At 70.8% G+C, this 23,335-nt stretch carries 22 protein-coding genes; 6 read left to right on the forward strand and 16 right to left on the reverse strand.

Annotated elements, in window-relative coordinates; genetic code table 11:
* Positions 1-169 precede the first annotated feature (169 nt).
* The 7 genes from OG332_RS08745 to ruvC all read right to left on the reverse strand — a co-directional run bounded on the left by OG332_RS08745 (position 170) and on the right by ruvC (position 6,724).
* Positions 170-724: an adenine phosphoribosyltransferase gene (locus tag OG332_RS08745; protein ID WP_327412914.1), complete on the reverse strand. Its 555-nt coding sequence runs from the start codon at positions 722-724 to the stop codon at positions 170-172.
* Positions 721-1,776, reverse strand: coding sequence for a protein translocase subunit SecF (secF, locus tag OG332_RS08750; RefSeq protein WP_327412915.1), 1,056 nt, complete (start codon positions 1,774-1,776; stop codon positions 721-723). Before secF ends, OG332_RS08745 begins: the two co-directional genes overlap by 4 nt.
* Before the next feature lie 3 nt (positions 1,777-1,779).
* The gene (gene secD, locus OG332_RS08755; RefSeq protein ID WP_327412916.1) at positions 1,780-3,573 is read right to left on the reverse strand and encodes a protein translocase subunit SecD; all 1,794 of its coding nucleotides are present in this window, start codon (positions 3,571-3,573) and stop codon (positions 1,780-1,782) included.
* A 153-nt stretch (positions 3,574-3,726) separates the two neighbouring features.
* Positions 3,727-4,203 (reverse strand): preprotein translocase subunit YajC, encoded by a 477-nt coding sequence (gene yajC / locus OG332_RS08760; protein WP_327412917.1) that lies wholly within the window; start codon positions 4,201-4,203, stop codon positions 3,727-3,729.
* 166 nt (positions 4,204-4,369) lie between these two features.
* A complete protein-coding gene (gene ruvB / locus OG332_RS08765; RefSeq protein WP_327412918.1) occupies positions 4,370-5,443 on the reverse strand; it encodes a Holliday junction branch migration DNA helicase RuvB in 1,074 nt (357 codons plus the stop codon).
* A 115-nt stretch (positions 5,444-5,558) separates the two neighbouring features.
* Positions 5,559-6,191 carry a Holliday junction branch migration protein RuvA gene (ruvA, locus tag OG332_RS08770; RefSeq protein WP_327412919.1) on the reverse strand — a complete coding sequence of 211 codons (633 nt, stop codon included), beginning with the start codon at positions 6,189-6,191 and terminating at the stop codon, positions 5,559-5,561.
* Entirely contained in the window at positions 6,188-6,724 is a 537-nt protein-coding gene (gene ruvC, locus OG332_RS08775; protein WP_327412920.1) for a crossover junction endodeoxyribonuclease RuvC, read from the reverse strand. The genes ruvA and ruvC overlap by 4 nt, the downstream gene beginning before the upstream one ends.
* A gap of 429 nt (positions 6,725-7,153) precedes the next feature.
* On the opposite strand from ruvC, the gene OG332_RS08780 reads away from it, so the two are divergent.
* On the forward strand, positions 7,154-8,515 hold the full coding sequence (locus OG332_RS08780) for an IS110 family transposase (protein WP_327411792.1): 1,362 nt from the start codon (positions 7,154-7,156) through the stop codon (positions 8,513-8,515).
* A 147-nt stretch (positions 8,516-8,662) separates the two neighbouring features.
* Here the strand turns inward: OG332_RS08780 and OG332_RS08785 are convergent, their stop codons facing one another.
* The 4 genes from OG332_RS08785 to OG332_RS08800 all read right to left on the reverse strand — a co-directional run bounded on the left by OG332_RS08785 (position 8,663) and on the right by OG332_RS08800 (position 11,662).
* Positions 8,663-9,415: a YebC/PmpR family DNA-binding transcriptional regulator gene (locus tag OG332_RS08785; protein ID WP_008740481.1), complete on the reverse strand. Its 753-nt coding sequence runs from the start codon at positions 9,413-9,415 to the stop codon at positions 8,663-8,665.
* A 57-nt stretch (positions 9,416-9,472) separates the two neighbouring features.
* Entirely contained in the window at positions 9,473-10,066 is a 594-nt protein-coding gene (gene pdxT / locus OG332_RS08790) for a pyridoxal 5'-phosphate synthase glutaminase subunit PdxT (protein ID WP_327412921.1), read from the reverse strand.
* Positions 10,067-10,073: 7 nt separating this feature from the next.
* A complete protein-coding gene (gene pdxS / locus OG332_RS08795; RefSeq protein WP_030706266.1) occupies positions 10,074-10,991 on the reverse strand; it encodes a pyridoxal 5'-phosphate synthase lyase subunit PdxS in 918 nt (305 codons plus the stop codon).
* Between the two features lie 128 nt (positions 10,992-11,119).
* Positions 11,120-11,662 carry a hypothetical protein gene (locus tag OG332_RS08800; RefSeq protein WP_327412922.1) on the reverse strand — a complete coding sequence of 181 codons (543 nt, stop codon included), beginning with the start codon at positions 11,660-11,662 and terminating at the stop codon, positions 11,120-11,122.
* A gap of 101 nt (positions 11,663-11,763) precedes the next feature.
* On the opposite strand from OG332_RS08800, the gene OG332_RS08805 reads away from it, so the two are divergent.
* Positions 11,764-12,357 (forward strand): hypothetical protein, encoded by a 594-nt coding sequence (locus OG332_RS08805; protein ID WP_327412923.1) that lies wholly within the window; start codon positions 11,764-11,766, stop codon positions 12,355-12,357.
* A 26-nt stretch (positions 12,358-12,383) separates the two neighbouring features.
* On the opposite strand, the gene OG332_RS08810 is transcribed toward OG332_RS08805, so the two are convergent.
* From OG332_RS08810 to pgsA, 3 genes are read right to left on the reverse strand one after another with little or no spacing between them, the layout of a single operon-like run.
* On the reverse strand, positions 12,384-13,556 hold the full coding sequence (locus OG332_RS08810) for a glycosyltransferase family 4 protein (RefSeq protein WP_327412924.1): 1,173 nt from the start codon (positions 13,554-13,556) through the stop codon (positions 12,384-12,386).
* Positions 13,556-14,458, reverse strand: coding sequence for a phosphatidylinositol mannoside acyltransferase (locus OG332_RS08815; protein WP_327412925.1), 903 nt, complete (start codon positions 14,456-14,458; stop codon positions 13,556-13,558). The genes OG332_RS08810 and OG332_RS08815 overlap by 1 nt, the downstream gene beginning before the upstream one ends.
* A complete protein-coding gene (gene pgsA, locus OG332_RS08820) occupies positions 14,458-15,117 on the reverse strand; it encodes a phosphatidylinositol phosphate synthase (RefSeq protein ID WP_327412926.1) in 660 nt (219 codons plus the stop codon). The genes OG332_RS08815 and pgsA overlap by 1 nt, the downstream gene beginning before the upstream one ends.
* Positions 15,118-15,413: 296 nt before the next feature.
* Here pgsA and OG332_RS08825 point away from each other — a divergent pair, with 296 nt between their 5' ends.
* From OG332_RS08825 to OG332_RS08835, 3 genes are all read left to right on the forward strand, one after another.
* Entirely contained in the window at positions 15,414-17,609 is a 2,196-nt protein-coding gene (locus OG332_RS08825) for an elongation factor G-like protein EF-G2 (protein WP_327412927.1), read from the forward strand.
* Positions 17,610-17,751: 142 nt separating this feature from the next.
* A complete protein-coding gene (locus OG332_RS08830) occupies positions 17,752-19,419 on the forward strand; it encodes a hypothetical protein (protein ID WP_327412928.1) in 1,668 nt (555 codons plus the stop codon).
* Between the two features lie 56 nt (positions 19,420-19,475).
* Positions 19,476-19,889: a J-domain-containing protein gene (locus tag OG332_RS08835; protein WP_327412929.1), complete on the forward strand. Its 414-nt coding sequence runs from the start codon at positions 19,476-19,478 to the stop codon at positions 19,887-19,889.
* On the opposite strand, the gene OG332_RS08840 is transcribed toward OG332_RS08835, so the two are convergent.
* Positions 19,890-20,450: an HIT family protein gene (locus OG332_RS08840; protein ID WP_327412930.1), complete on the reverse strand. Its 561-nt coding sequence runs from the start codon at positions 20,448-20,450 to the stop codon at positions 19,890-19,892.
* A gap of 96 nt (positions 20,451-20,546) precedes the next feature.
* Positions 20,547-22,523, reverse strand: a complete 1,977-nt coding sequence (gene thrS / locus OG332_RS08845; protein WP_327412931.1) for a threonine--tRNA ligase — start codon at positions 22,521-22,523, stop codon at positions 20,547-20,549.
* Positions 22,524-22,820: 297 nt separating this feature from the next.
* On the opposite strand from thrS, the gene OG332_RS08850 reads away from it, so the two are divergent.
* Positions 22,821-23,330: a GNAT family N-acetyltransferase gene (locus OG332_RS08850; RefSeq protein ID WP_327412932.1), complete on the forward strand. Its 510-nt coding sequence runs from the start codon at positions 22,821-22,823 to the stop codon at positions 23,328-23,330.
* Positions 23,331-23,335 lie beyond the last annotated feature (5 nt).

Here is a 23,335-nt window from a genome sequence, read left to right on the forward strand (position 1 = left end):
TGCGCCACCCCGTTCCCCGAGCCTGCGCCTCGACCGTTCCGGTGCGGGTCCGCTCCTGGGGCTCCGCCCCGGCGCGGGGGTGCGGGGGCCGGCCCCGCAGCGGCGCCGCACACGAAAGCGGCGGGCACCCGGGACGTCCCGGATACCCGCCGCTCGGCAAGCGAAGGCGTCAGACCAAGATCAGCGCGTCCAGCGGAGCCTCGCCCAGGGCGTCGGCCAGCTTGGCCCGCCCCGGCAGGAACGACAGTTCCATCAGGACCGCCACGCCCGCGACCTCCGCGCCGGCCCGCCGGATCAGCGAGAGCGAGGCTTCGGCGGTGCCACCGGTGGCCAGCACGTCGTCGATGACCATGACCCGGTCACCCGCCGCCAGATCCTCCGCGTGGACCTCGATCTCCGCGGTGCCGTACTCCAGCTCGTACGACTGCGCGAGCGTCGCACCCGGCAGCTTCCCGGCCTTGCGCACCGGCACGAAGCCGATCCCGGCCTGCACGGCCACCGGAGCCGCCAGGATGAACCCCCGCGCCTCCAGTCCGACGATCTTCGTCGCCCCGTACCGCCCGGCCAGCTCCACCAGCGCGTCCGTCAGCGCCGCGAAGGCCTTCGGGTCGGCCAGCAGCGGGGTGATGTCCTTGAACATCACGCCCGGCTTCGGGTAGTCCGGGACGTCCTTGATCCGGCCGAGCAGCAGGGCCCGTACGTCCTCGGACAGCGGCGCGGTCAACGTCGCCGCCCCGGCCGGCCCTGCGCCACGACCTGCGGCTCGTCCTCGGACGCGTAGCCGTCGTCCGGGGACTCGCCCTTGGCCGCCGCGGCCGCCCGCCTCGCGAGCACCCGCTTCTTCAGCGCCTTCATCGCCGGCTCGCGCTCCTTGAGGTCCACGACCAGCGGGGTCGCGATGAAGATCGAGGAGTACGCACCGGCCGCGAGGCCGACGAACAGCGACAGGGAGATGTCGTTCAGCATGCCGGCGCCCAGGAAGCCGCCGCCGATGAAGAGCAGCGCGGCGACCGGGAGGAGCGCCACGACCGTGGTGTTGATCGAGCGGACCAGGGTGCCGTTGATGCTGCGGTTGGCGACCTCGCTGTACGTCCAGCGGGTCTGCTTGGTGATGTCCTTCGAGCCCTCCTTGAGACCGTCGAAGACGACGACGGTGTCGTAGAGGGAGTAGCCGAGGATCGTCAGCAGACCGATGACCGTACCGGGGGTGACCTCGAAGCCGACGAGCGCGTACACGCCGACGGTGATGGTGAGGTCGTGGATCAGGGCGATCAGTGCGGCGACCGCCATCCGCCACTCGAAGGCGATGGCCAGGTAGATCACCACGAGGACCATGAAGACCCCGAGGCCGGTCCACGCCTTGTTCGCGATCTGCTCGCCCCAGCTGGGGCCGACCAGGTCGGCGTTGACATCGGCCTCGGTGACCTTGAGGTCGGCGGCGAGGACCTTCTTGACGTCGGTCGCCGCGTCGGTGTCCAGACCGGAGATCTGGATCCGCAGGCCGCCGGTGCCGAGCTCCTGGACGATCGCGTCGTGGCCCGAGGCCTTCTCCGCGGCCTCCGTCGCCTTGGCGACGGAGACGGCCGTCTTCGGGGTGGTGAAGACGGCACCGCCCTTGAACTCGATGCCCATGTTGAGGCCCTGAACGGCCAGGGCGACGATCGCCGTGATGGTGATCAGGATGGAAACGCCGTACCAGAGAAAACGCTTGCCGACGAAGTCGTAGCCGACCTCACCGCGGTACAGCTTGGCGCCGAGATCTCCCAGCTTCGACATCTCTCACGCCTCCTTTGCTTCGACGGGGGCGGGGGCGGAACCGGTACGGCGGGACCGGCGCAGCGGGGGCTTGGCACCCAGCCGCTTCGGGTCCAGCCCGGACCACGGGTGACCGCTGGCGAAGAACTTCGTACGCGCCAGCAGCGTCATGACGGGCTTGGTGAAGAGGAACACCACGACCACGTCGAGCAGGGTCGTCAGACCCAGCGTGAAGGCGAAGCCCTGCACCTTGCCGACGGTCACGATGAACAGCACCGCGGCGGCGAGGAACGACACGAAGTCGGAGACCAGGATCGTGCGCCGGGCGCGCGGCCAGGCCCGCTCGACGGCCGGACGCAGGGTGCGGCCCTCGCGGATCTCGTCCCGGATGCGTTCGAAGTACACGATGAACGAGTCCGCCGTGATGCCGATCGCCACGATCGCGCCGCAGACGGCGGGCAGGTTCAGCGCGAAGCCGATGCCCTTCCCGAGGAGCGACATGATCGTGTAGGTCAGGACCGCGGAGACCAGGAGGCTGAGGATGGCGACGAACGCCAGGCCCCGGTAGTACACCAGCAGGTAGATCACCACGAGCAGCAGACCGATGGCTCCGGCGATCAGGCCGGCCCGCAGCTGCTCACCGCCGAGCGCGGCGGTGACGGTGGTGACGCTGTCCTCCTGGAAGGACAGCGGCAGGGCGCCGTACGAGAGCATGTTGCCCAGGTCCTGCGCGGACTGCTGGTTGAAGCCGCCGGAGATCTGGGCGTTGCCGCCCGTGATCGCGGTGCTGACCGACGGGTCCGAGACGACGGCGCCGTCGAGCACGATCGCGAACTGGTTCTGCGGCATCTGCTTGGCCGCGAGCTCGCCGGTGACCTTGGCGAAGGCGTCGGAGCCGCGGTCGTTGAAGTCCATCGTGACGATCCACTGACCCGTCTGCGGGTCGATGACGCCCTTGGCGCTCTTCACGTCCTTGCCCTCGACCGCTGCCGGGCCGAGCACCCACTTGCCCCACGCGTTGCCGCGCTGGCCGCAGGCGAGCGTCGGGTCCGTGGGCTTGACGCCCTTGCCGACGGCGGCGCGCTGCGCCTCGTCGGTGCAGTCGAGCGCGGCGAACTTGGCCTGCAGGTCGGCGGCGGCCGCCTCGTCAGCCGTCGCGGGAGCGGACGCGGACGGCGACGGAGCCTTGGTGTCGTCTGCCTTCTTCGACTCGCTCGCCGAGGGCGAGGGAGTGGGGGCCGTCGGGGCCTTGAGGGCCTCGCTGAGCGCACGGCCCTGGGAAGTGGCGCTGGACGACGGGGTGGCGGAGGGGCTGGCCTTCTTGCCGTCCTCGGCCTTGGGGGCACCGGAACCGCTCGCGGACGGGTTCGGGCTCGGGCTCTGGGTGCCCTCGGGAGCGGCGGGGGCGCCGTCCGCGAACGCGATGACCGGGCGGAAGTAGAGCTGGGCGGTGGTGCCGACCTGCTCGCGCGCCTGCTGCTCGTTCGTCCCCTTGGGGATGTTCACGATGATGTGGTCGCGGCCCTGGGTCTGGACCTCCGCCTCGGACACGCCGAGACCGTTGACGCGGCGGTCGATGATGCCGACCGCCGTGTTCATGTTGGTCTCGTTGACGGCGTTCTCTTTGCCGGGCTCGCTCTTGGCCTTGAGCGTGATGCTCGTGCCGCCGGCGAGGTCGATGCCCAGCCGGGGAGTCGTCTGCTTCGAGAGGAACATCCCCGCGGTGAGCGCCACCATCGCGATCAGGATGATCGCCAGGGCGCGCCCCGGCCTCCCCTGAGCCCCCGTGGGCCGCCGGCCCTTCTTCGGTGCTGCCACCTTGTCGTTTCTCCCTGTCCAACCGCCCCGCGCCGGGTCAGCGCGCGGACGGCCACGAAATGTGTGGTGGGGACCCCTGCCCCCCGCAGAAGTGTCACTGCCGGGGACCGCGGCGGCCGCCGGTCTGGCGCCTCCACGGTCCCCCGCCGCGCGCTACTTCGCGCCGGCCTCGCCGTCGGCCTTGCCGTCCTTGGGCTCGTCGTCGCCCTCGGCCTCGTCCTTCTTGCCCAGGTCGAGCTTGGGAGCCTCGTCCTCGCCCTTGTCCTTGGCGAGGTCCGTCTTCGGCTCCCCGGTGAGGGAGGAGGCGTCGTCCGGGATGACCGGCGTGTCGGTCGTCACGTCTTCGGTGATGCCGTGGACGATGCGGTTGTACTCCGCGTCCTCGAGAACGGCGCCGATGGCGTTCTTCGCGAAGAACGCGTGGACACCCGGAGCCACCTCGAGGGTGACGGTGTCGTCACCGATCTCCTTCACCGTGGCGTACATGCCGCCGATGGTGCGGACCCCGGTGCCGGGCGTCATGTGGTCGCGCATCTGCGCGGCTGCCTGCTGCTTCTTCTTCGCGGAGCGGGTCATCAGGAACATCGCCCCGATGAGCACGATGAACGGGAGGAGTGTCACGAGATTCACGGGACGGAGATCCTTCGCACGACCGCACGCGGACGGCGGCCTTTTCTACGGGGGGTGGGCATACCGACCCGAAGGGTCGGCATCGGCGGAGTCTAGGCGAGTCCGCACCGATGGAACAACGCCCAGCATGGCACCGCAGTTCCTGAGGGGGCGAACCTCCGCGCCGTCAGGCCCCGAACAAGCCCTGTTGTCCGCTTGATCCACTTCCACCGTGCTGCGGCGGCACAAGCCCCAGGTGAGCCCATGCGGCGGGCGTCGCCACCCGTCCCCTGGGGGTGCGCGCGAGCAGGCCCTCGCGGACCAGGAACGGCTCCGCGACCTCTTCCACGGTCTCCCGCTCCTCGCCGACCGCCACGGCGAGGGTGGACAGCCCGACGGGGCCACCGCCGAACAGTTTGAGCAGCGCCTCCAGGACGGCCCGGTCCAGCCGGTCGAGCCCGCGCGCGTCCACCTCGTAGACCTGGAGGGCGGTACTGGCGACCTCGCGGTTGATCACGCCGTCCGCCCGTACCTGGGCGTAGTCGCGTACGCGGCGCAGCAGGCGGTTGGCGATGCGCGGGGTGCCGCGGGAGCGCCCGGCGATCTCGGCGGCGCCGTCGGTGTCGATCTCCACGTCGAGGAGGCGGGCGGAGCGGTGGATGACGCGCTCCAGCTCCTCGGGGGCGTAGAACTCCATGTGCCCGGTGAAGCCGAAACGGTCCCGCAGCGGAGGGGGCAGCAGTCCGGCCCGGGTGGTGGCGCCGACCAGGGTGAAGGGCGGCAGCTCCAGCGGGATCGCGGTGGCCCCCGGCCCCTTGCCGACGATCACGTCGACGCGGAAGTCCTCCATGGCCATGTAGAGCATCTCCTCGGCGGGCCGGGACATGCGGTGGATCTCGTCGAGGAAGAGGACCTCGCCCTCCTGGAGGGAGGACAGGATGGCGGCGAGGTCGCCGGCGTGCTGGATGGCCGGGCCGGAGGTGATGCGGATGGGCGCGCCCATCTCGGCGGCGATGATCATCGACAGCGTGGTCTTGCCGAGGCCGGGCGCGCCGGAGAGCAGGACGTGATCGGCGGTGGCTCCGCGCTGCCTGGCCGCCTTCAGGACCAGGTCCAGCTGCTGGCGGACCTTCTCCTGGCCGACGAACTCCCCGAGGTCCTTGGGCCGCAGGGCCGCCTCCACGGCGGTGTCCTCCCCGTCGGCCGAGGCCGCGACGAGTCGCTCACTCTCGTCTGCGTTGGTCTCGTCGTCCCAGTTCACGGTGTCAGTCTGCCTTCTCGGTTCGTACGGTGGTCGGTCGCGTGCGGCGCCGCTGCGGGGGCCCTGCCCCCGAACCCCCGCGGGCGGAGCCCCGGCAGCCGGGCGGCGCGGGCGGTCAGCGGGCGCGGTTCAGGGACTGGAGGGCGGCTCGCAGGAGCTGCGGGACCGGGGCCGAACCGCCGGCGGCGATCGCGGCTTCGGCCTGCGGCGTCACCGCCGAGACGGCCTCCTCCGCGTCCCGCGAGGCGTAGCCCAGCCCGATCAGCGCGGCGGACAGCTGCTCCGTCCACGGCGCCGGCCCCGCCGCGACGGCGCGCTGCGCACCCACCAGCCCGCTCGCCCCCAGTGGTGCGCCCAGCTTGCCCTTGAGCTCCAGCAGCAGCTTCTGCGCGCCCTTCTTGCCGATGCCCGGCACCGCCGTCAGCGCCTTCTCGTCCCCCGTGGAGACGGCCAGCCGGAGCGCGTCGGGGCTGTGCACGCCGAGCATCGCCTGCGCCAGCCTCGGCCCGACCCCGCTCGCGGTCTGCAGGAGCTCGAAGACCTGGCGTTCGTCGTCGTCGGCGAATCCGTACAGGGTGAGCGAGTCCTCCCGTACGACCAGGGAGGTGGCCAGCCGGGCCTGTTCCCCCGTCCGCAGGCCGGCGATGGTGTTCGGCGTGCACTGCACGGCCATCCCCACTCCCCCGACCTCGATCACGGCGAGGGTGGGGGCGAGTGCGGCGACGGGGCCGCTGACGAAGGCGATCATCGGGTACGGCCTTTCGAGCCAGAGGCGTGCAGGGCGACCGCCTGCTGGAGGCGGTTCTGGGCGGGGGCCCGCCAGATGTGGCAGATGGCGAGGGCGAGTGCGTCGGCGGCGTCCGCCGGTTTGGGCGGTGCGGCCAGCCGCAGGAGCCGGGTGACCATCGCCCCGACCTGGGCCTTGTCGGCGCGGCCGGTGCCGGTGACGGCGGCCTTGACCTCGCTGGGGGTGTGCAGGGCGACCGGTATCCCGCGGCGGGCGGCGCACAGCATCGCGACGGCGCTCGCCTGGGCGGTGCCCATCACGGTGCTGACGTTGTGCTGGCTGAACACCCGTTCCACGGCGACGACTTCGGGCTGGTGCGTATCGAGCCATTCCTCGATCCCCTGCTCGATGGCGACGAGGCGGTGGCCCAACTCCGCGTCCGCGGGGGTGCGTACGACCCCCACCCCGAGCATGGTCAGGGGGCGGCCGGCGACACCCTCGACGACGCCGACACCGCATCGCGTCAGCCCCGGGTCCACACCGAGTACGCGCACCTTCGCCCCCCCTCGTCCACTCGTCCGTCCGTGTCGGTGCAGGTTATCGGGCACCACTGACAGTCATAGTGGTACACGGGTCCCCGGTGGTCGTGACCCAATCACTGACTGACGTCCTGCTGGACTGTCCTTGCCTTGATCTGTCCGACCGCCGGGGCCCGGTTCCCCAGGGCTCCGGCCGGGCGGAGCATGACCTCATAGGAGTCAGCCGTTCACCTGCGGTTGACGCCTCGCGAGCGTGAAAATCGGTACGGGGGCTGTCCGCCGACGCCGCTTGATGTTTGGGCTGTGAGCCCGCATAGGAGTCTGGTGAGGGAGCCGTCCGAGGGGCCGCACACTGTCGTCTCGAGCACGCCGTTCAGCTTCTCTGTCTCCCCTCAGGCTTCCCGGGCAGCCCCCGCCCGCACCTTGCGCAAGGGGAGGAAGACGATGGAGGAGTCCAGGGAGGACCACGACGACGGAAGTGTTGCCCGGGTCGCGGCGATCGACATCGCCAAGGCGTCCGGGATGGTGTGTCTGCGCGTCCCGCACGACACCATTGAAGGCCGGCGCGTCCAGCAGGTCTGGACGGTCGCGTCCACCACGAACGCGATCCTCGAGCTCGGCGACCGGCTGGTCTGCCAGGGTGTCCAGCGGGTGGTGATGGAGGCGACGGGCTCGTACTGGCGGCCCTTCTTCTACCTCTTGGAGGCCCGTGGCCTGGAATGTTGGCTGGTCAACGCCCGCGATGTGAAGAACGTCCCGGGCCGGCCGAAGACCGACAAGCTGGACGCGGTCTGGCTGGCCAAGCTCGCCGAACGCGGCATGGTCCGCGCTTCGTTCGTACCGCCCAAGCCGGTCCGGCAGCTACGGGACCTCACCCGCACCCGCACGGTCTTCATCCAGGAACGCACCCGGCACAAGCACCGGGTGGACAAGGCCCTGCAGGACGCGCAGATCAAGCTGTCCGACGTTGTCTCGGACCTCTTCGGCCTCTCCGGCCGGGCCATGCTCGACGCCCTGGCCGCCGGTGAACGCAACCCCCGAGCTCTGGCGGATCTCGCCAAGGGGAGCCTGGTGAAGAAGAAGCCGGCCCTGGCCGAGGCACTCACCGGGCAGTTCGAAGAACATCACGGCCGCCTGCTGGGAGTGTTGCTGGGCACCATCGACCACCTCACCGCGCAGGTCCGGGAACTCGACCGGCTGATCGCCGACCTCATGGAACAGACCAGGGCCCCGCACGACGGCACCGGAACCGGACCGCCCCGCACAGACGACACCAGCACGTCGTCAGCCCGTGACGCTGTGACCGCGCGGGAACTGGCCGAGCGTCTGGACGCGGTCCCCGGCATCGGACCGGCCACCGCCCAGATCATCCTCGCCGAGATCGGCTTGGACATGAGCCGCTTCCCCACCCCCGAGCACCTGGTCTCCTGGGCGAAGCTGTGCCCCCGCACGATCCAGTCCGGAGCGAAGAACACCACCGGCCCAGCCGGCAAAGGCAACCCCTGGCTCAAGGGCGCCCTCGGCGAGGCCGCCAACGCCGCCGCCCGCACCGACACCTTCCTCGGCGCCCGCTACCGCAGGATCGTCAAACGCCGCGGCCACGCCAAAGCCCTCGTCGCCGTCGCCCGCTCGATACTCGTCATCACCTGGCACCTGATCAACGACCCCGACGCCCGCTACCAGGAACTCGGCGCCGACTGGCACCAGCGACATCTCAACCCCGCCCGCAAGACCCGCGACCTCGTCCGCCAGCTCCAGGCCCTCGGCCACCAGGTCACCCTCGCCGCCCCCACTACTGCGGCCTGACCGCACTCCTCGTTCCCGACGTCCGTCCCGCTCCGCGGAACGGACGCTGCCGCCTGCCCGGCTGAGGTTCGATTTTCCGTTCAGCATCAAAGCAGCGGGCCGACGGGGGGTGTGTCCCCGTCGGCCCGCTGCTGCACAGTCTGCCGGTCAGGCGTCGACCTTCTCCATGACCTCGTCCGAGACGTCGAAGTTGGCGAAGACGTTCTGCACGTCGTCGCTGTCCTCCAGCGCGTCGATCAGCTTGAAGATCTTGCGCGCGCCCTCTTCGTCCAGCTCGACCTGCATGGTCGGAAGGAAGTTGGAGTCGGCCGAGTCGTAGTCGATGCCCGCCTCCTGGAGAGCGGTACGGACGGCGACCATGTCGGTGGCCTCGCTGATGATCTCGAAGCTCTCGCCGAGGTCGTTGACCTCTTCGGCACCGGCCTCGAGCACCGTCTCCAGGACGTCGTCCTCGGAGAGCTCGCCCTTGGGCAGGAGGACGACACCCTTGCGGTTGAACAGGTACGAGACCGAGCCCGGGTCGGCCATCGAGCCGCCGTTGCGGGTCATGGCGACGCGGACGTCGGAGGCGGCGCGGTTGCGGTTGTCGGTGAGGCACTCGATGAGCACCGCGACACCGTTCGGACCGTAGCCCTCGTACATGATCGTCTCGTAGTCGGCGCCACCGGCCTCAAGACCACCGCCGCGCTTGACCGCGGAGTCGATGTTCTTGTTCGGGACCGAGCTCTTCTTGGCCTTCTGGATGGCGTCGAAGAGCGTCGGGTTGCCGTCGATGTCCGCGCCGCCCATGCGGGCCGCGACCTCGATGTTCTTGATCAGCTTCGCGAAGAGCTTGCCGCGCTTGGCGTCAACCACGGCCTTCTTGTGCTTCGTCGTAGCCCATTTAGAGTGGCCGGACATCTGCCTGTCTCCTTCGCGTCACCAACAGTGTTCGTCTCCGATCCTACCGGGACCTGATTACAGCCCCGCGCGCACCATGTCGACGAAGTAGGCGTGAACCCGGTCGTCTCCGGTCAGCTCGGGGTGGAACGAGGTCGCGAGGACGTTGCCCTGGCGCACGGCGACGGTGTGGCCGTCGTACGTGGCGAGCACCTCGGCGGCGGCGCCGACGGACTCGACCCACGGGGCGCGGATGAAGACGCCCTCGACCGGGCCGCTCTCGATGCCCGCGAAGTCGATCTTGGCCTCGAAGGACTCGTTCTGGCGGCCGAAGGCGTTGCGGCGGACGATCATGTCGATGCCGCCCAGGGTCTCCTGGTCCTCGCGGCCGTCCAGGAGCTTGTCGGCCAGCATGATCATGCCGGCGCAGGTGCCGTACACGGGCATGCCGGCGGCCACGCGCTCGCGCAGCGGCTCCAGCATGCCGAACAGCACGGCGAGCTTCGACATGGTCGTGGACTCGCCGCCGGGGATCACCAGGGCGTCGACCTCGGCGAGCTCCTCGGGACGCCGGACCGGCCTGGCCACGGCGTCCGCCGCGGCCAGGGCGATCAGGTGCTCCCGTACGTCGCCCTGAAGAGCCAGGACACCTATGACGGGGGTGTTCGTCATGTCGGTACTACCAGCCGCGGTTGGCGTAGCGCTCGGCCTCGGGGAGGGTGTCGCAGTTGATGCCGACCATGGCCTCGCCCAGGTTGCGGGAGGCGTCCGCGATGATCTTCGGGTCGTCGTAGAAGGTGGTGGCCTTCACGATGGCGGCGGCGCGCTTGGCCGGGTCGCCCGACTTGAAGATGCCGGAGCCGACGAAGACGCCCTCGGCACCGAGCTGGCGCATCAGCGCGGCGTCGGCGGGGGTGGCGACGCCACCGGCCGAGAACAGCACGACCGGGAGCTTGCCGAGCTCGGCGACCTCCTTGACGAGCTCGTACGGCGCGCGCAGCTCCTTGGCGGCGGCGAACAGCTCGTTGTTGTCGTAGCCGCGCAGGCGGGCGATCTCGTTCTTGATCTGGCGCAGGTGGCGGACGGCCTCGACGACGTTGCCGGTGCCGGCCTCGCCCTTCGAGCGGATCATGGCCGCGCCCTCGGCGATGCGGCGCAGGGCCTCGCCCAGGTTGGTGGCGCCGCAGACGAAGGGGGTGGTGAACGCCCACTTGTCGGAGTGGTTGACCTCGTCGGCCGGGGTCAGGACCTCGGACTCGTCGATGTAGTCGACGCCGAGGGACTGCAGGACCTGGGCCTCGACGAAGTGGCCGATGCGGGACTTGGCCATGACCGGGATGGAGACGGCCTCGATGATCTCTTCGATCATGTTGGGGTCGGACATGCGGGCGACCCCGCCGTCCTTGCGGATGTCGGCCGGGACCCGCTCCAGGGCCATGACGGCGACGGCGCCCGCGTCCTCGGCGATCTTCGCCTGCTCGGCGTTGACCACGTCCATGATCACGCCGCCCTTGAGCTGCTCGGCCATGCCGCGCTTGACGCGCGAGGTGCCGATCGCCGACTCGGCGGACTGGGGGGAGGTGGGAAGCGTGCTCACGGATTGACCTCACTCGAAGGGAACTCGAAAGGAAGACGGGTACTACCTGCCCGAGGAAACCCCACGGGGTCAGTCCACTACAAGGGCCAATGTGGAGCCTGTGGCTCCTTCATTTGTCCCTCACGGCCCTAGGTGGGCCGATCGGCAAGATCCACCGGTGGCTCATCGTCCATTTCGAAGGCCAGCGGGAACGGCGCGTGCCCGGCCAGTCTGAACCAGCGGACCTTGCGATGGCGACGCAGCGCGCGGGCGGCCCGTACGGCGTCGTTGTGGAACCGGCGGGCCATGGGCACCCGGCGGACCGCCGCCGCCAGCTCCTCCGTGGCCTGCACCCCGCCTGGGGCCGCCTTGAGCACCTCGACGTGGTCGGCGTCGACGAAGACCGCCCGCAGCGCCTGGCTGAGCTCGCTCTCGGCGACCTCGCGGTGCTCCTCCTCGGCCTGCCGGGCGGCGTGCGCGGCCTCGTACAGCACCAGCGAGGAGGCCGGATCCAGCACCCCGGAGGTGGCCACCTCCAGCACCACCGAGGCCCGCCGTACGAGCTGCGCGTCGAGCGCGGCCCGCGCGGCGTCCATCCGCGAGTGCAGCCGGTCGAGCCGGCCGGCGGTCCAGCTGAGGTAGACCCCGACGACTCCGAGAGCCAGGGCGATCCAGACAAGGGTTTCGATCACGCTGCGCGACCCTACCGCTCCGCGAGGCGCCGACCCCCATCGGCCTCGCCCCTGCCCGGCCCGTTCCCTTAGGCTGCGTGATCCACATCGTTCGGGGGATCATGAATCACACGCGTTACCGCAGACCGTCGGCCCTCCTGCTGCTGACCGTGGGGATCGCTTGCGCCGCCGCGGTCGTGGCCGGGATCGAATCGGGCGAAGAGGGCGGTCTGGTCCTGCTGACCGACCTCCACGAGTACCTCGTCCCGCTGGGGTGGCTGGCCGTGGCCACGCTCACGGGGGCGGTCCTGCTGGGGCTTGCGAGGTCCCCGCTGCGCCTGCCCCTGGTCACCGCCCTGCTCGTCGTCGGCGTCCCGATGATGCTTCTCGCCGGCTTCGTCTCCGCGACCTTCGGCGCCTCGAGCACGGAGGAGACGACCGAGCCGGCTCCCGGACGCGGCGACCGCCGGTTGGTCGTCGAGAGGGACAGCAGCCTCCTCGACCCCGTCTGGCACGTCTACGTCCAGCAGGGGAGCCGACTCCTGGAACGCCGCTGGCGTGTCGGCTCCTTCAACGGCGACTCCGACGCCAACGCGCTCCGCGAGACCGTGTGGACCTCCCCCGACCGGATCCGCATGACCACGGAGGAGGGCGCGGTCCACGAAGTGACCGTCACCCCCGGCGGCCGGCCCGACCGGGTCGTCTCCGTCGGGTAGCGCCCCGGCGGGTCCTGGCCGGGAGGTCAGGACGAGGTGTCGCGGGAGAAGCCCAGGCGGGTGCGCAGGCTGGTGCTGCGGTCGTCCTCGGCCACCGCCGCCGCGCCGTCCGTGACCGTCTCGTAGACCGCCAGGATGTCCGCTCCGACCGTGGACCAGTCGAAGCGGCGGACGTGCGCCGAGCCGCTGGCGCTGAGCCTGGCCCGGCGGGCCGGATCGCGCAGGAGGGTGATCGCCGCCGTCGCCAGGGCGTCGGCGTTCTCGTTGGCGAAGAGGTCTCCGGCCCCGCCCTGGTCCAGGACCTGCGCGAAGGCGTCCAGGTCCGATGCCAGGACCGCGGCGCCCGCCGACAGGGCCTCGACCAGGATGATGCCGAAGCTCTCGCCGCCGGTGTTCGGGGCGACGTACACGTCCACGCTGCGCAGCAGCCGTGCCTTGTCCTCGTCCGAGACCATGCCGAGGAACTCGACCCGTCGGCGGAGTTCCGCGGGCAGCGAGGCCACCGCCTCCTCCTCGTCGCCGCGGCCGGCGACGAGCAGCCGGACGTCCGGGCAGGCCTCCACGATCTTCGGGAAGGCCTCCATCAGCACCGGAAGGCCCTTGCGCGGCTCGTCGATGCGGCCGATGAAGCCCAGGGTCTGCCCGGACCAGTCGGGGTTCGGGTCGGCCTTGGCGAAGAAGTCCACGTCGACCCCGTTGGGGATGACGACCGCGTCGCCGCCGAGGTGCTCCACCAGCGTGCGCCGCGCGTACTCGCTCACCGCGATCCGCGCGCTGATCTTCTCCAGCGCCGGCTGGAGGATCGGGTACGCCGCGATCATGGCGCGCGAGCGCGGGTTCGAGGTGTGGAAGGTGGCCACGATCGGGCCCTGCGCGGCCCAGCAGGACAGCAGCCCCAGCGAGGGCGACGCCGGCTCGTGGATGTGGATCACGTCGAAGGTGCCGTCGTGCAGCCAGCGCCGTACGCGCGCGGCGGAGAGGAACCCGAAGTTGAGGCGGGCCACCGAGCCGTTGTAGGGCACCGGCACCGCCCGTCCCGCCGAGACCACGTAGGGCGGCAGTGGGGTCTCGTCGTCCGCCGGGGCCAGGACCGACACCTCGTGGCCGAGACGGATCAGGTGCTCGGCCAGATCCCGGATGTGGAACTGGACGCCACCCGGCACGTCCCACGAGTAGGGGCACACGATGCCGATCTTCACTACGCGCGCTCCTCCAGGTCGTCCAGCCACAGTCGCTGCAGCATGTGCCAGTCCTCCGGGTGCTCGGCGATCCCCCAGGCGAAGGCGTCCGCCACCGCCTGCGTCATGACGGCGGTCTTCTCGATCCGCGTGCCGTTCTTCGGCACCTCCACCTCGGGGTGGATGCGGCCGTACATCTTCGGCGTGTCCCCGTAGTGCAGGGTGGCCGGGAGCAGGACCGCACCGGTCTGCTGGGCCAGCAGCGCCGGCCCGGCCGGCATGCGCGCCGTGGAGCCGAAGAACTCCACCTCGACCCCGGAGGCCGACAGGTCCCGGTCGGCGACCAGGCAGACCAGGCCGCCGGAGCGGAGCCGGCGGGCGAGGGTGCCGAAGGCGGCGCCGCCGCTGTGCGGCAGGACCTCCATGCCCAGGCTCTCCCGGTAGGCCACGAAGCGGTCGTAGAGGGTCTCGGGCTTGAGCCGCTCGGCGACCGTGGTGAACGGGACGCCGATGTGGCCGATGGCCCAGGCCCCGGCGAGGTCCCAGTTGGCGAGGTGCGGCAGTGCGACGACGACCCCGCGCCCGGACGCGATGGCGTCGCGCAGGAGGTGCTCGTCCTTGAACTCGACGTCCGTGCTGAACCGCTCCGGGTCCATGGTCGGCAGCCGGAAGGACTCCATCCAGTACCGCATGTACGAGCGCATGCCCGCCTTGGACAGCTCGCGCAGCCGCTCCGGACCGGCGTCGGGCACCACGCGGGCCAGATTCGACTCCAGCCGCAGCACGCTCTTGCCTCGCCGCTTCCACGCGAAGTCCGCGATCCGCCGGCCCAGGGCCACCGCGGCCTGCTCGGGCAGCTTCTTGACCCCGGCCCAGCCGAGCCCGTACAGCCCGCTGACCAGCTTGTCCTGTGCGCTGCCCATCAGGCTGCGCCGCCGTCGGCAGCGGCAGCCTCGGCCTCGGCCGACTCGCGGCGTACGGTGACCACCCGCTGGATCAGCGTGACGAGCGAGCCCACGGCCACGATCCACAGCGCGATCGGCAGCAGCACCCCGATCCAGGACGGCACGCCGAAGGTCTGCAGCCCCGACAGGCCGGCCGCGACCAGCGAGATCACCAGGCGCTCGGCCCGCTCGATGAGCCCGTTGACGGCCACCGGGAGCCCGATCGACTCGCCGCGCGCCTTCGTGTACGAGACGACCTGCCCGCTGGCCAGGCAGAAGATCGCCACCGCGCAGAGGACGTTGTCGTTCCCGGATCCCGCGTACCAGAGCGCGAGACCGCCGAAGATCGCCGCGTCCGCCACCCGGTCGAGGGTGGAGTCGAGGAAGGCTCCCCAGCGGCTGGAGATGCCGGCCTGGCGGGCCATGTTCCCGTCCACCAGGTCGGAGAAGACGAAGAGGGTGATGGTGATCGTGCCCCAGAAGAACTCGCCCCGGGGGAAGAAGAACAGCGCTCCCGCCACCACTCCGGCCGTGCCGATCAGGGTGACCGCGTCCGGGCTCACCCCCCGCCGGAGCAGAAAAGCGGCGAATGGCGTGAGAACACGCGTGAAGAATGCACGCGCGTACTTGTTCAGCATGGCCTTCCCGGAGGGTCGCTGGGCCGCACGGCCACCACGGCCACCGGCTGGCCCATCGTAGCCAGCACGCCGCCGCCCGAACGCCGCGCACCCACCGGTTCGTGCCGCGTAAGACGTACTTCACGTCACGGACCGCCTCCGGTGCGCCCCGGGTACGTGCCCGGTACGACGTATGGACGCGGTGTGACACCAGTGCAAAGCTCGAAGAACCCCGTGTTCCTCATCCGAGGAGCCGCGCAAGGAATCGATCATGGAACCCACCCTCCTCACCGTCACCACCGGGAGGCACGAGCACCATGGGAGCCACATCACACCAAGCCGGAGCCGCCGGCAGGGCACTGACGGCCGACCGCCCTTCCTCCATCCGGAACGTCGTGCTGGTCGGCCACAGCGGATCCGGCAAGACCACGCTCGTCGAAGCCCTCGCCCTGACCGCCGGAGCGGTCAACCGGGCCGGCCGCGTCGAGGACGGCGCCACCGTCTCCGACTACGACGAGATCGAGCACCGTCGGCAGCGCTCCGTCCAGCTGTCCCTCGTCCCCGTCGAATGGGGCGGGATCAAGATCAATATCCTGGACACCCCGGGATACGCCGACTTCGTCGGGGAACTCAGGGCCGGTCTGCGTGCCGCGGACGCGGCCCTTTTCGTCGTCTCGGCCTCGGACGGCGTCGACGGGGCCACCCGCATGGTCTGGGACGAGTGCGAGGCCGTCGGGATGCCCCGCGCCATCGTCGTGACCCACCTGGAGGCCGCCCGCTCCGACTACGCGCAGATGACCACCGTCTGCGGCGAGATCTTCGGCGCCGAGGACCCCGACGCGGTCATCCCCCTCTACCTCCCCCTGCACGGCCCGGCCGGACCCGACGGCCACGCCCCCGTCGCCGGTCTGCTCGGCCTGCTCTCCCAGCGCGTCTACGAGTACTCCTCCGGCGAGCGCGTGGAGCGCGACCCGGACCCCGCCGAGCTCGCGCTCATCGCCGACGCCCGCTCCCGCCTCATCGAGGGGATCATCGCCGAGAGCGAGGACGAGAGCCTCATGGACCGCTACCTCGGCGGCGAGGACATCGACGTCAAGACACTCGTCGACGACCTGGAGCGGGCCGTCGCCCGCGGCACCTTCCACCCCGTCCTGATGGCCGCGCCCGCCACCGACGGCGCCCGCCAGGGGCTCGGCACGGTGGAACTCCTCGAACTGGTCACCGGCGGCTTCCCCACCCCCCTGGAACGCGGCGCCGTCACGGTCACCCGCCCCGACGGCTCCGCCCGCCCCGACATCACCTGCGATCCCGCCGGCCCCCTGGTCGCCGAGGTCGTCAAGACCTCCTCCGACCCCTACGTCGGCCGCGTCTCCCTCGTCCGCGTCTTCTCCGGCACCCTGAAGGCCGAGGAGACCGTCCACGTCAGCGGGCACGGGCTCGCCGACCGGGGCCACGAGGACCACGACGTCGACGAGCGGATCGGCACCCTCACCGGCCCCTTCGGCAAACATCAGCGCGCCCTGACCCAGTGCATCGCCGGCGACCTGGCCTGCGTGGCCAAACTCACCCGCGCGGAGACCGGCGACACCCTCTCCGCCAAGGACGACCCGCTCCTCATGGAGCCCTGGACCATGCCCGACCCGCTGCTCCCCCTCGCCATCGAGGCCCACAGCAAGGCCGACGAGGACAAGCTCTCCCAGGGCCTGGCCCGGCTCGTCGCCGAGGACCCGACCATGCGGCTGGAGCAGAACCCGCACACCCACCAGGTCGTCCTGTGGTGCCTGGGCGAGGCCCACCAGGACGTCGCCCTGGAACGGCTGCGCACCCGCTACGGCGTCCAGGTCGACCCCGTCCCGCACAAGGTGAGCCTGCGCGAGACCTTCGCCGCCAAGGCCGCCGGCCGCGGCCGGCACGTCAAGCAGTCCGGCGGCCACGGCCAGTTCGCCATCTGCGAGATCGAGGTGGAGCCGCTCCCGCCGGGCAGCGGCATCGAGTTCGTCGACAAGGTCGTCGGCGGCGCCGTGCCCCGCCAGTTCATCCCGTCCGTGGAGAAGGGCGTACGCGGCCAGGCCGCCCGCGGGGTCGCGGCCGGCTACCCGCTGGTCGACGTGCGCATCACCCTCCTCGACGGCAAGGCCCACTCGGTGGACTCCTCCGACGCCGCCTTCCAGACGGCCGGCGCCCTCGCACTGCGCGAGGCCGCCGCCGAGGCCCGCATCGACCTCCTCGAACCGGTCGCCGAGCTCGCCGTCCTCGTCCCCGACGAGTACGTGGGCCCGGTCATGAGCGATCTCGCGGGCCGCCGCGGCCGCGTCGTCGGCACCGACCAGGCCGGCCCCGGGCGCACCCGGGTCCGCGCCGAGATCCCCGAGATCGAGATCGGCCGCTACGCCGTGGAGCTGCGCTCCGTCTCGCACGGCACGGGACGCTTCGCCCGGGCCTATGCCCGCCACGAGCCCATGCCACCTCAGATCGCGGAAAAGGTCCGCGAACAGCCTGAGAAGGGAAGCTAGTTGACATAGCGTCGGGGAAGGCCGCCCACCCAACCAGCTTGCGGTGGGCGGCATTTCCCTGTCCCATGACCATGGGGCGAGATCCGCCGATAGGCTCATCGGCGCACCAAAAGAGCACGAACGCACAGCGATGGGGGCAGCGGTGGCGGACGACGGATTCGACTTCAGGCCCGGAGCGCAGATTCCTCTCCTGGGTGGCGGTGGGCAGACGGCGGCGACCAACGCCCTCGCCTCGGCCGCGTACCGCGACGGCGGCCAGGACAGCAGACTGGAGAAGATACTCACCGCCAACAGCGAGAACCACCCCGCGACGGTCAAGCCCCCGAAGCTCTCCCTCTTCGAGCCCAGCCTCGGCGAGGCCTTCTGCCGCGCCGTCGAGGCCCGCACCCTGGGCCCGGGCCGCAAGCCGCTGATCCAGTCCTTCGGCGCCGATCCGCAGACCGTGGTGGAGCACTGCCTGGCCGCCTCCCACATCCGCAAGGAACGCGACCGCAGGCTCCGGCTGATCATGCTGGTCTGCGGCGTGCTGTTCCTGCCCGGTCTGCTGCTGTGGCTGGGCCTGTTCCAGCTCCGCAAGAGCCTGGCCTCCAAGGAGGGCAAGCGCGGCTCCTGGATCAGCACCGCGGTCCTGGTCGGCGTCGCGCTCGTGGTGGCCGTCCTGATGTTCCGGCTGCCGCTCACCGGCTTCCTCGGCCTCTACGTGCGCGGCTTGATCATCGCCCCGGCCCTGGGCTGGCTGCTGGCCCGCCGGACCTGCGAGGCCACCGCCAAGGACCTGCGCGCCCGCTGGGACGGGCTGCTGTCCGGCGGCGGGGTCGGCGCCAAGATCCCGGAGGCCGTGCCCGGCAACCCCGACGAGAAGGCGCGCGAGGACCTGCGCCACCAGCTCGCCAAGCTCACCGCGGAGGACCGCAGCAACCAGGTCTTCTACGCGGGGCCCAAGGGCATCCTCGGCATGGGCACCCGCTGGGGCAGCTGGCAGATGGCCGAGGAGCTCGCCCCCAAGAACGAGGGGATGGAGATCCACCCCTTCCGCAGCTGGGACGTCATACGCGCGATCGACGCCCACCTCCGCAAGCTGGAGCGGGGCCCCCTGCACACCGGCGGGTTCCCGCCCGCCGCGATCCAGCACTGGATCGTCACCCCGATCGGCGAGGGCGCCGGCGAAGTGGCCCGCCCCACCGGTGAGAACGTCGACGCCTTCCTCATCAAGCCGCACGAGATCACCCGGATCTGCAACGAGCAGCAGTTCAGCGCCGGGAACCGGCACTACCTGGGCATCCAGTACCCGCTCTGGGACGGCCAGCTCGTCATCAACATGCTGGTCACGGTCACCGTGCTCTACAAGACCCTGCGCGTGGACGTCACCGCCCACGCCCTGGGCCCCGTGCACGGCCTGTTCACGACGAAGTCCGCGGCCCCGGTGGTGGAGGTCCCCAAGAGCATCCGCTTCTGGGAGACCGTGGAGCGCCCGCTGCCGCTGGTGAACGCCCAGGAGGTGGTACGCCTGGCCGTGCGGGCCCCGCTGACCTGGTACCCGCCGATCCTCGACTTCTTCGGCGGCAAGCTGGTCCTGCCCGAGCCGTTCGGCCTGCGCCACGTCTGGGCGAGCTCGATGTGGCGCCACCGGTTCATGGCGGACGACGCGCTGCGCACGGTGGCTCCGGTCCTGCGCTCGATCCACGCCGCGACGTTCAAGGTGCTGGAGGAGAACGGCGTCGACACCGACCGCTTCACCAACCGCTCCTCGATCATGAGCGGGCTCATCCAGGAGCCGTCGCCGCGCAAGGCCGACGTCTACGACGCGTAGGTAGGCTGGAGGCGCGGGCAGGGGCAGGGGCATCCCTATGATCCGGAGGAGCGGCCGTGACGGAGCGCAAACCGCCTGGCGTCAGCTTCGAGTCCTTCGTGGACCGGCAGATCCGACAGGCCGCCGAGCGGGGCGACTTCGAGAACCTGCCCGGCTACGGCAAGCCGCTGGCCTCCCTCGACGCGCCGTACGACGAGCTGTGGTGGATCAAGGGCAAGTTGCACCGCGAGGGGTTCGCCGTCCTGCCTCCGGCGCTCGCGCTGCGCAAGGAGGCGGAGGACGCCCGGGAGGCCGCGCTCGCGGCCCGCTCCGAGCGCCAGGTGCGGGACGTCCTCGCGGCGGTCAACGAGAAGATCCGCGCCGCCCTGCTCAGGCCCCCGCCGGGACCGCCCCTGGGCCTGACCGAATTCGACGTCGAGGCCGTGCTGGAGACGTGGCGCGAGAGCCGTGCGGGCCGATCGGCCGACTGATCAGCCGACCGGCCAGGCGTCCGCGAGCATCTGACGGGTGTCCGCGAGCAGTTGCGGCAGCACCTTGGTGTGGCCGACGACCGGCATGAAGTTCGTGTCCCCGCCCCAGCGGGGCACGATGTGCTGGTGCAGGTGCGCGGCGATGCCGGCTCCGGCCGCGACGCCCTGGTTCATGCCGATGTTGAAACCGTGCGCACCCGAGGCCTTGCGCAGCGCGACCATCGCCCGCTTGGTGAGGTCCGCGAGCTCGGCCGTCTCGAGGGCGTCGAGCTCGGTGTAGTCGGCGACGTGCCGGTACGGGACGACCATCAGGTGGCCGCCGTTGTACGGGTAGAGGTTCAGCACCGCGTAGACGTGCTTGCCGCGGCCCACGACCAGGCCGTCCTGGTCGGACATCTCCGGAATCCCGCAGAAGGGACAGCCGTCGCCGGCCTCCGGACCGGTCGGCTTGTTCTCCCCCTGGATGTAGGCCATCCGGTGGGGCGTCCACAGACGCTGGAACGCGTCCTGCGTGCCCACACCGATCTGCTGCTCCGGCTCAATCGTCATGGCGGCAAGCATATGACCTCGGCCTCGCGTACGAGGAAGGCCCCCGGAAAATGATCACTCCGGGGGCCTTCCTCGGTGCTGCGCGGGTACGGATGCCGCGGGTGCGGATCAGACCTGGACGCGGTCCGCGACGACCTTGGCCAGCTTGGCCAGCGCCTCGTCCTTGGCGATGCCGTTCTCCTGCGAACCGTCGCGGTAGCGGAAGGAGACCGTGCCCGCCGCCATGTCCTCGTCACCGACGATGATCATGAAGGGGACCTTGAGCTTCTGGTGGTTGCGGATCTTCTTCTGCATGCGGTCGGAGGAGGCGTCCACCTCGACCCGCAGACCCTGCTTCTTCGCCGCCGCGGCGAACTCCTGCAGGTACTCGACGTGCCCGTCGCCGATCGGGATGCCGACGGCCTGGACCGGGGCCAGCCACGGCGGCATGGCGCCCGCGTAGTGCTCCAGCAGCACGGCGAAGAACCGCTCGATCGAGCCGAACAGCGCGCGGTGGATCATGACCGGGCGCTGGCGGGAGCCGTCCGGGGCGGTGTACTCCAGGTTGAAGCGCTCCGGCAGGTTGAAGTCCAGCTGCACGGTCGACATCTGCCAGGTACGGCCGATGGCGTCGCGCGCCTGCACGGAGATCTTCGGGCCGTAGAAGGCCGCGCCGCCCGGGTCGGGGGTGAGGGGCAGGCCCTGCTTCTCGGCGACCTGCTGGAGGACGGCGGTCGCCTCCTCCCAGACCTCGTCCGAGCCGACGAACTTCTCCGGGTCCTTGGTGGACAGCTCCAGGTAGAAGTCGGTCAGACCGTAGTCGCGGAGCAGGTTCAGCACGAAGGTGAGGGTGCGGTCGAGCTCCTCCGCCATCTGCTCACGGGTGCAGTAGATGTGCGCGTCGTCCTGGGTGAAGCCCCGGGCGCGGGTCAGGCCGTGCACGACGCCCGACTTCTCGTACCGGTACACGGTGCCGAACTCGAACAGGCGCAGCGGCAGTTCGCGGTAGGAGCGGCCGCGCGCGTCGAAGATCAGGTTGTGCATCGGGCAGTTCATGGGCTTGAGGTAGTAGTCGGTACCACCGTCGAGCTGCATGGGGGGGTACATGCCCTCCGCGTACCAGTCCAGGTGACCGCTCTTCTCGAAGAGCGCGCCCTTGGTGGCGTGCGGGGAGTAGACGAACTCGTAGCCCTCCTCCTCGTGCCGGCGGCGCGAGTAGTCCTCCATGGTCCGGCGGATGATGCCGCCGCGCGGGTGGAAGACGGCGAGGCCGGAGCCGATCTCGTCCGGGATGGAGAAGAGGTCCAGCTCGTTGCCGAGCTTGCGGTGGTCGCGCTTCTCGGCCTCGGCGAGGAAGTCGAGGTGGGCCTTCAGCTCCTCCTTCGACGGCCACGCGGTGCCGTAGATGCGCTGGAGCATCGGGTTCTTCTCGCTGCCGCGCCAGTAGGCGGCGGCGTTGCGCATGAGCTTGAAGGCCGGGATGTTGCGGGTGGTGGGCAGGTGGGGGCCTCGGCAGAGGTCCTTCCAGCACAGCTCGCCGGTCTTCGCGTCCAGATTGTCATAGATGGTCAGCTCGCCGCCGCCCACCTCGACGTTCGCGCCGTCGTCGGTGGACGCGGAACCCTTGATGCCGATGAGCTCCAGCTTGTACGGCTCGCCGGCGAGCTCCTCGCGGGCCGCCTCGTCGGTGACGACGCGGCGGGAGAAGCGCTGGCCGCGCTTCTGGATCTCCTGCATCTTCTTCTCGACGGCCTTCAGGTCCTCCGGGGTGAAGGGCCGGGCCACGTCGAAGTCGTAGTAGAAGCCGTTCTGGACCGGCGGGCCGATGCCCAGCTTGGCCTCGGGGAAGAGCTCCTGCACGGCCTGCGCCATGACGTGCGCGGTCGAGTGGCGCAGGATGTTGAGGCCGTCCTCGGAGGAGATCTCCACCGGCTCGACGGTCTCGCCGTCCTTCACCTCGCACGCGAGGTCCCTGAGCTCGCCTGCGACACGCGCGGCGACGATGGTGCGCTCGCCGGCGAAGAGCTCCGCCGCCGTAGTGCCCGTGGCCACCACGCGCTCGTCCCGCTCGGAATCGCGTTGGATGATCACACGGACGTCTGACACCGGTCTCTCCTGAACTCTGGGGGTGCGCGAGCGAACACTGCGCGCCTGAATCGTACCGAGCGGAGTGGCTGCGCCGCTAAACGGTTACTCGGCGGTCCCGCCGGACACGTCTCCCGAGCCCGCGGTCACGGCCCCCTGCCCCCTGCCCCCTGCCCCCTGCCCCACCCGAAGCCCCGCCCCGGTGCCGAGGGTGCGGCGCCGCTGCCGGGGCTCCGCCCCAGCCCCTCCCCCGGACTCCGTCCGGGGGACCCCACGCCTCAAACGCCGGCGAGGCTGGTAGTCGGTAGCCTGGCTCGTATGCCGAGCCCGCAGATACGCCCGCTGGACCTGACCGACGACGCCACCGCGAGGGCCACGCACCGGATCGGACGGGCGGCGTACGCGGTGGAGGCGGAGCTGATCGGCTTCGACGGCATCCCGGCGCTGAGCGAGAGCCTCGCGCAGATGCGCGCGCAGGAATTGGACTGGGTCGGCGCCGTCTCGGACGCCGGGGAGCTCGCCGGCTTCCTCGCCTGGGAGGACGCCGACGGCGGCATCTCCATCGACCGTCTCTGCGTGGCCCCGGCCTGGTTCCGCCGGGGCATCGCCTCCCTGCTGCTCCGCCACGCCCTGACCGACCTCTTCCCCGGCCGCCCCGTGACGGTCACCACGGGCGCCGCCAACACCCCCGCGGTCTCCCTCTACGCACGCCTGGGCTTCACCCGCGGCCCCGACTTCTCCCCGGCCCCGGACCTGATCATGGCCTCGTTCAGCCTCGCCACCACCCGACCCTCCCCGCCGCACGAATCCGGCCCCGCCGGCGTTTGAGGCGC

Source organism: Streptomyces sp. NBC_01233, assembly GCF_035989305.1.
In the GTDB taxonomy this organism is placed as follows: Bacteria; Actinomycetota; Actinomycetes; order Streptomycetales; family Streptomycetaceae; genus Streptomyces.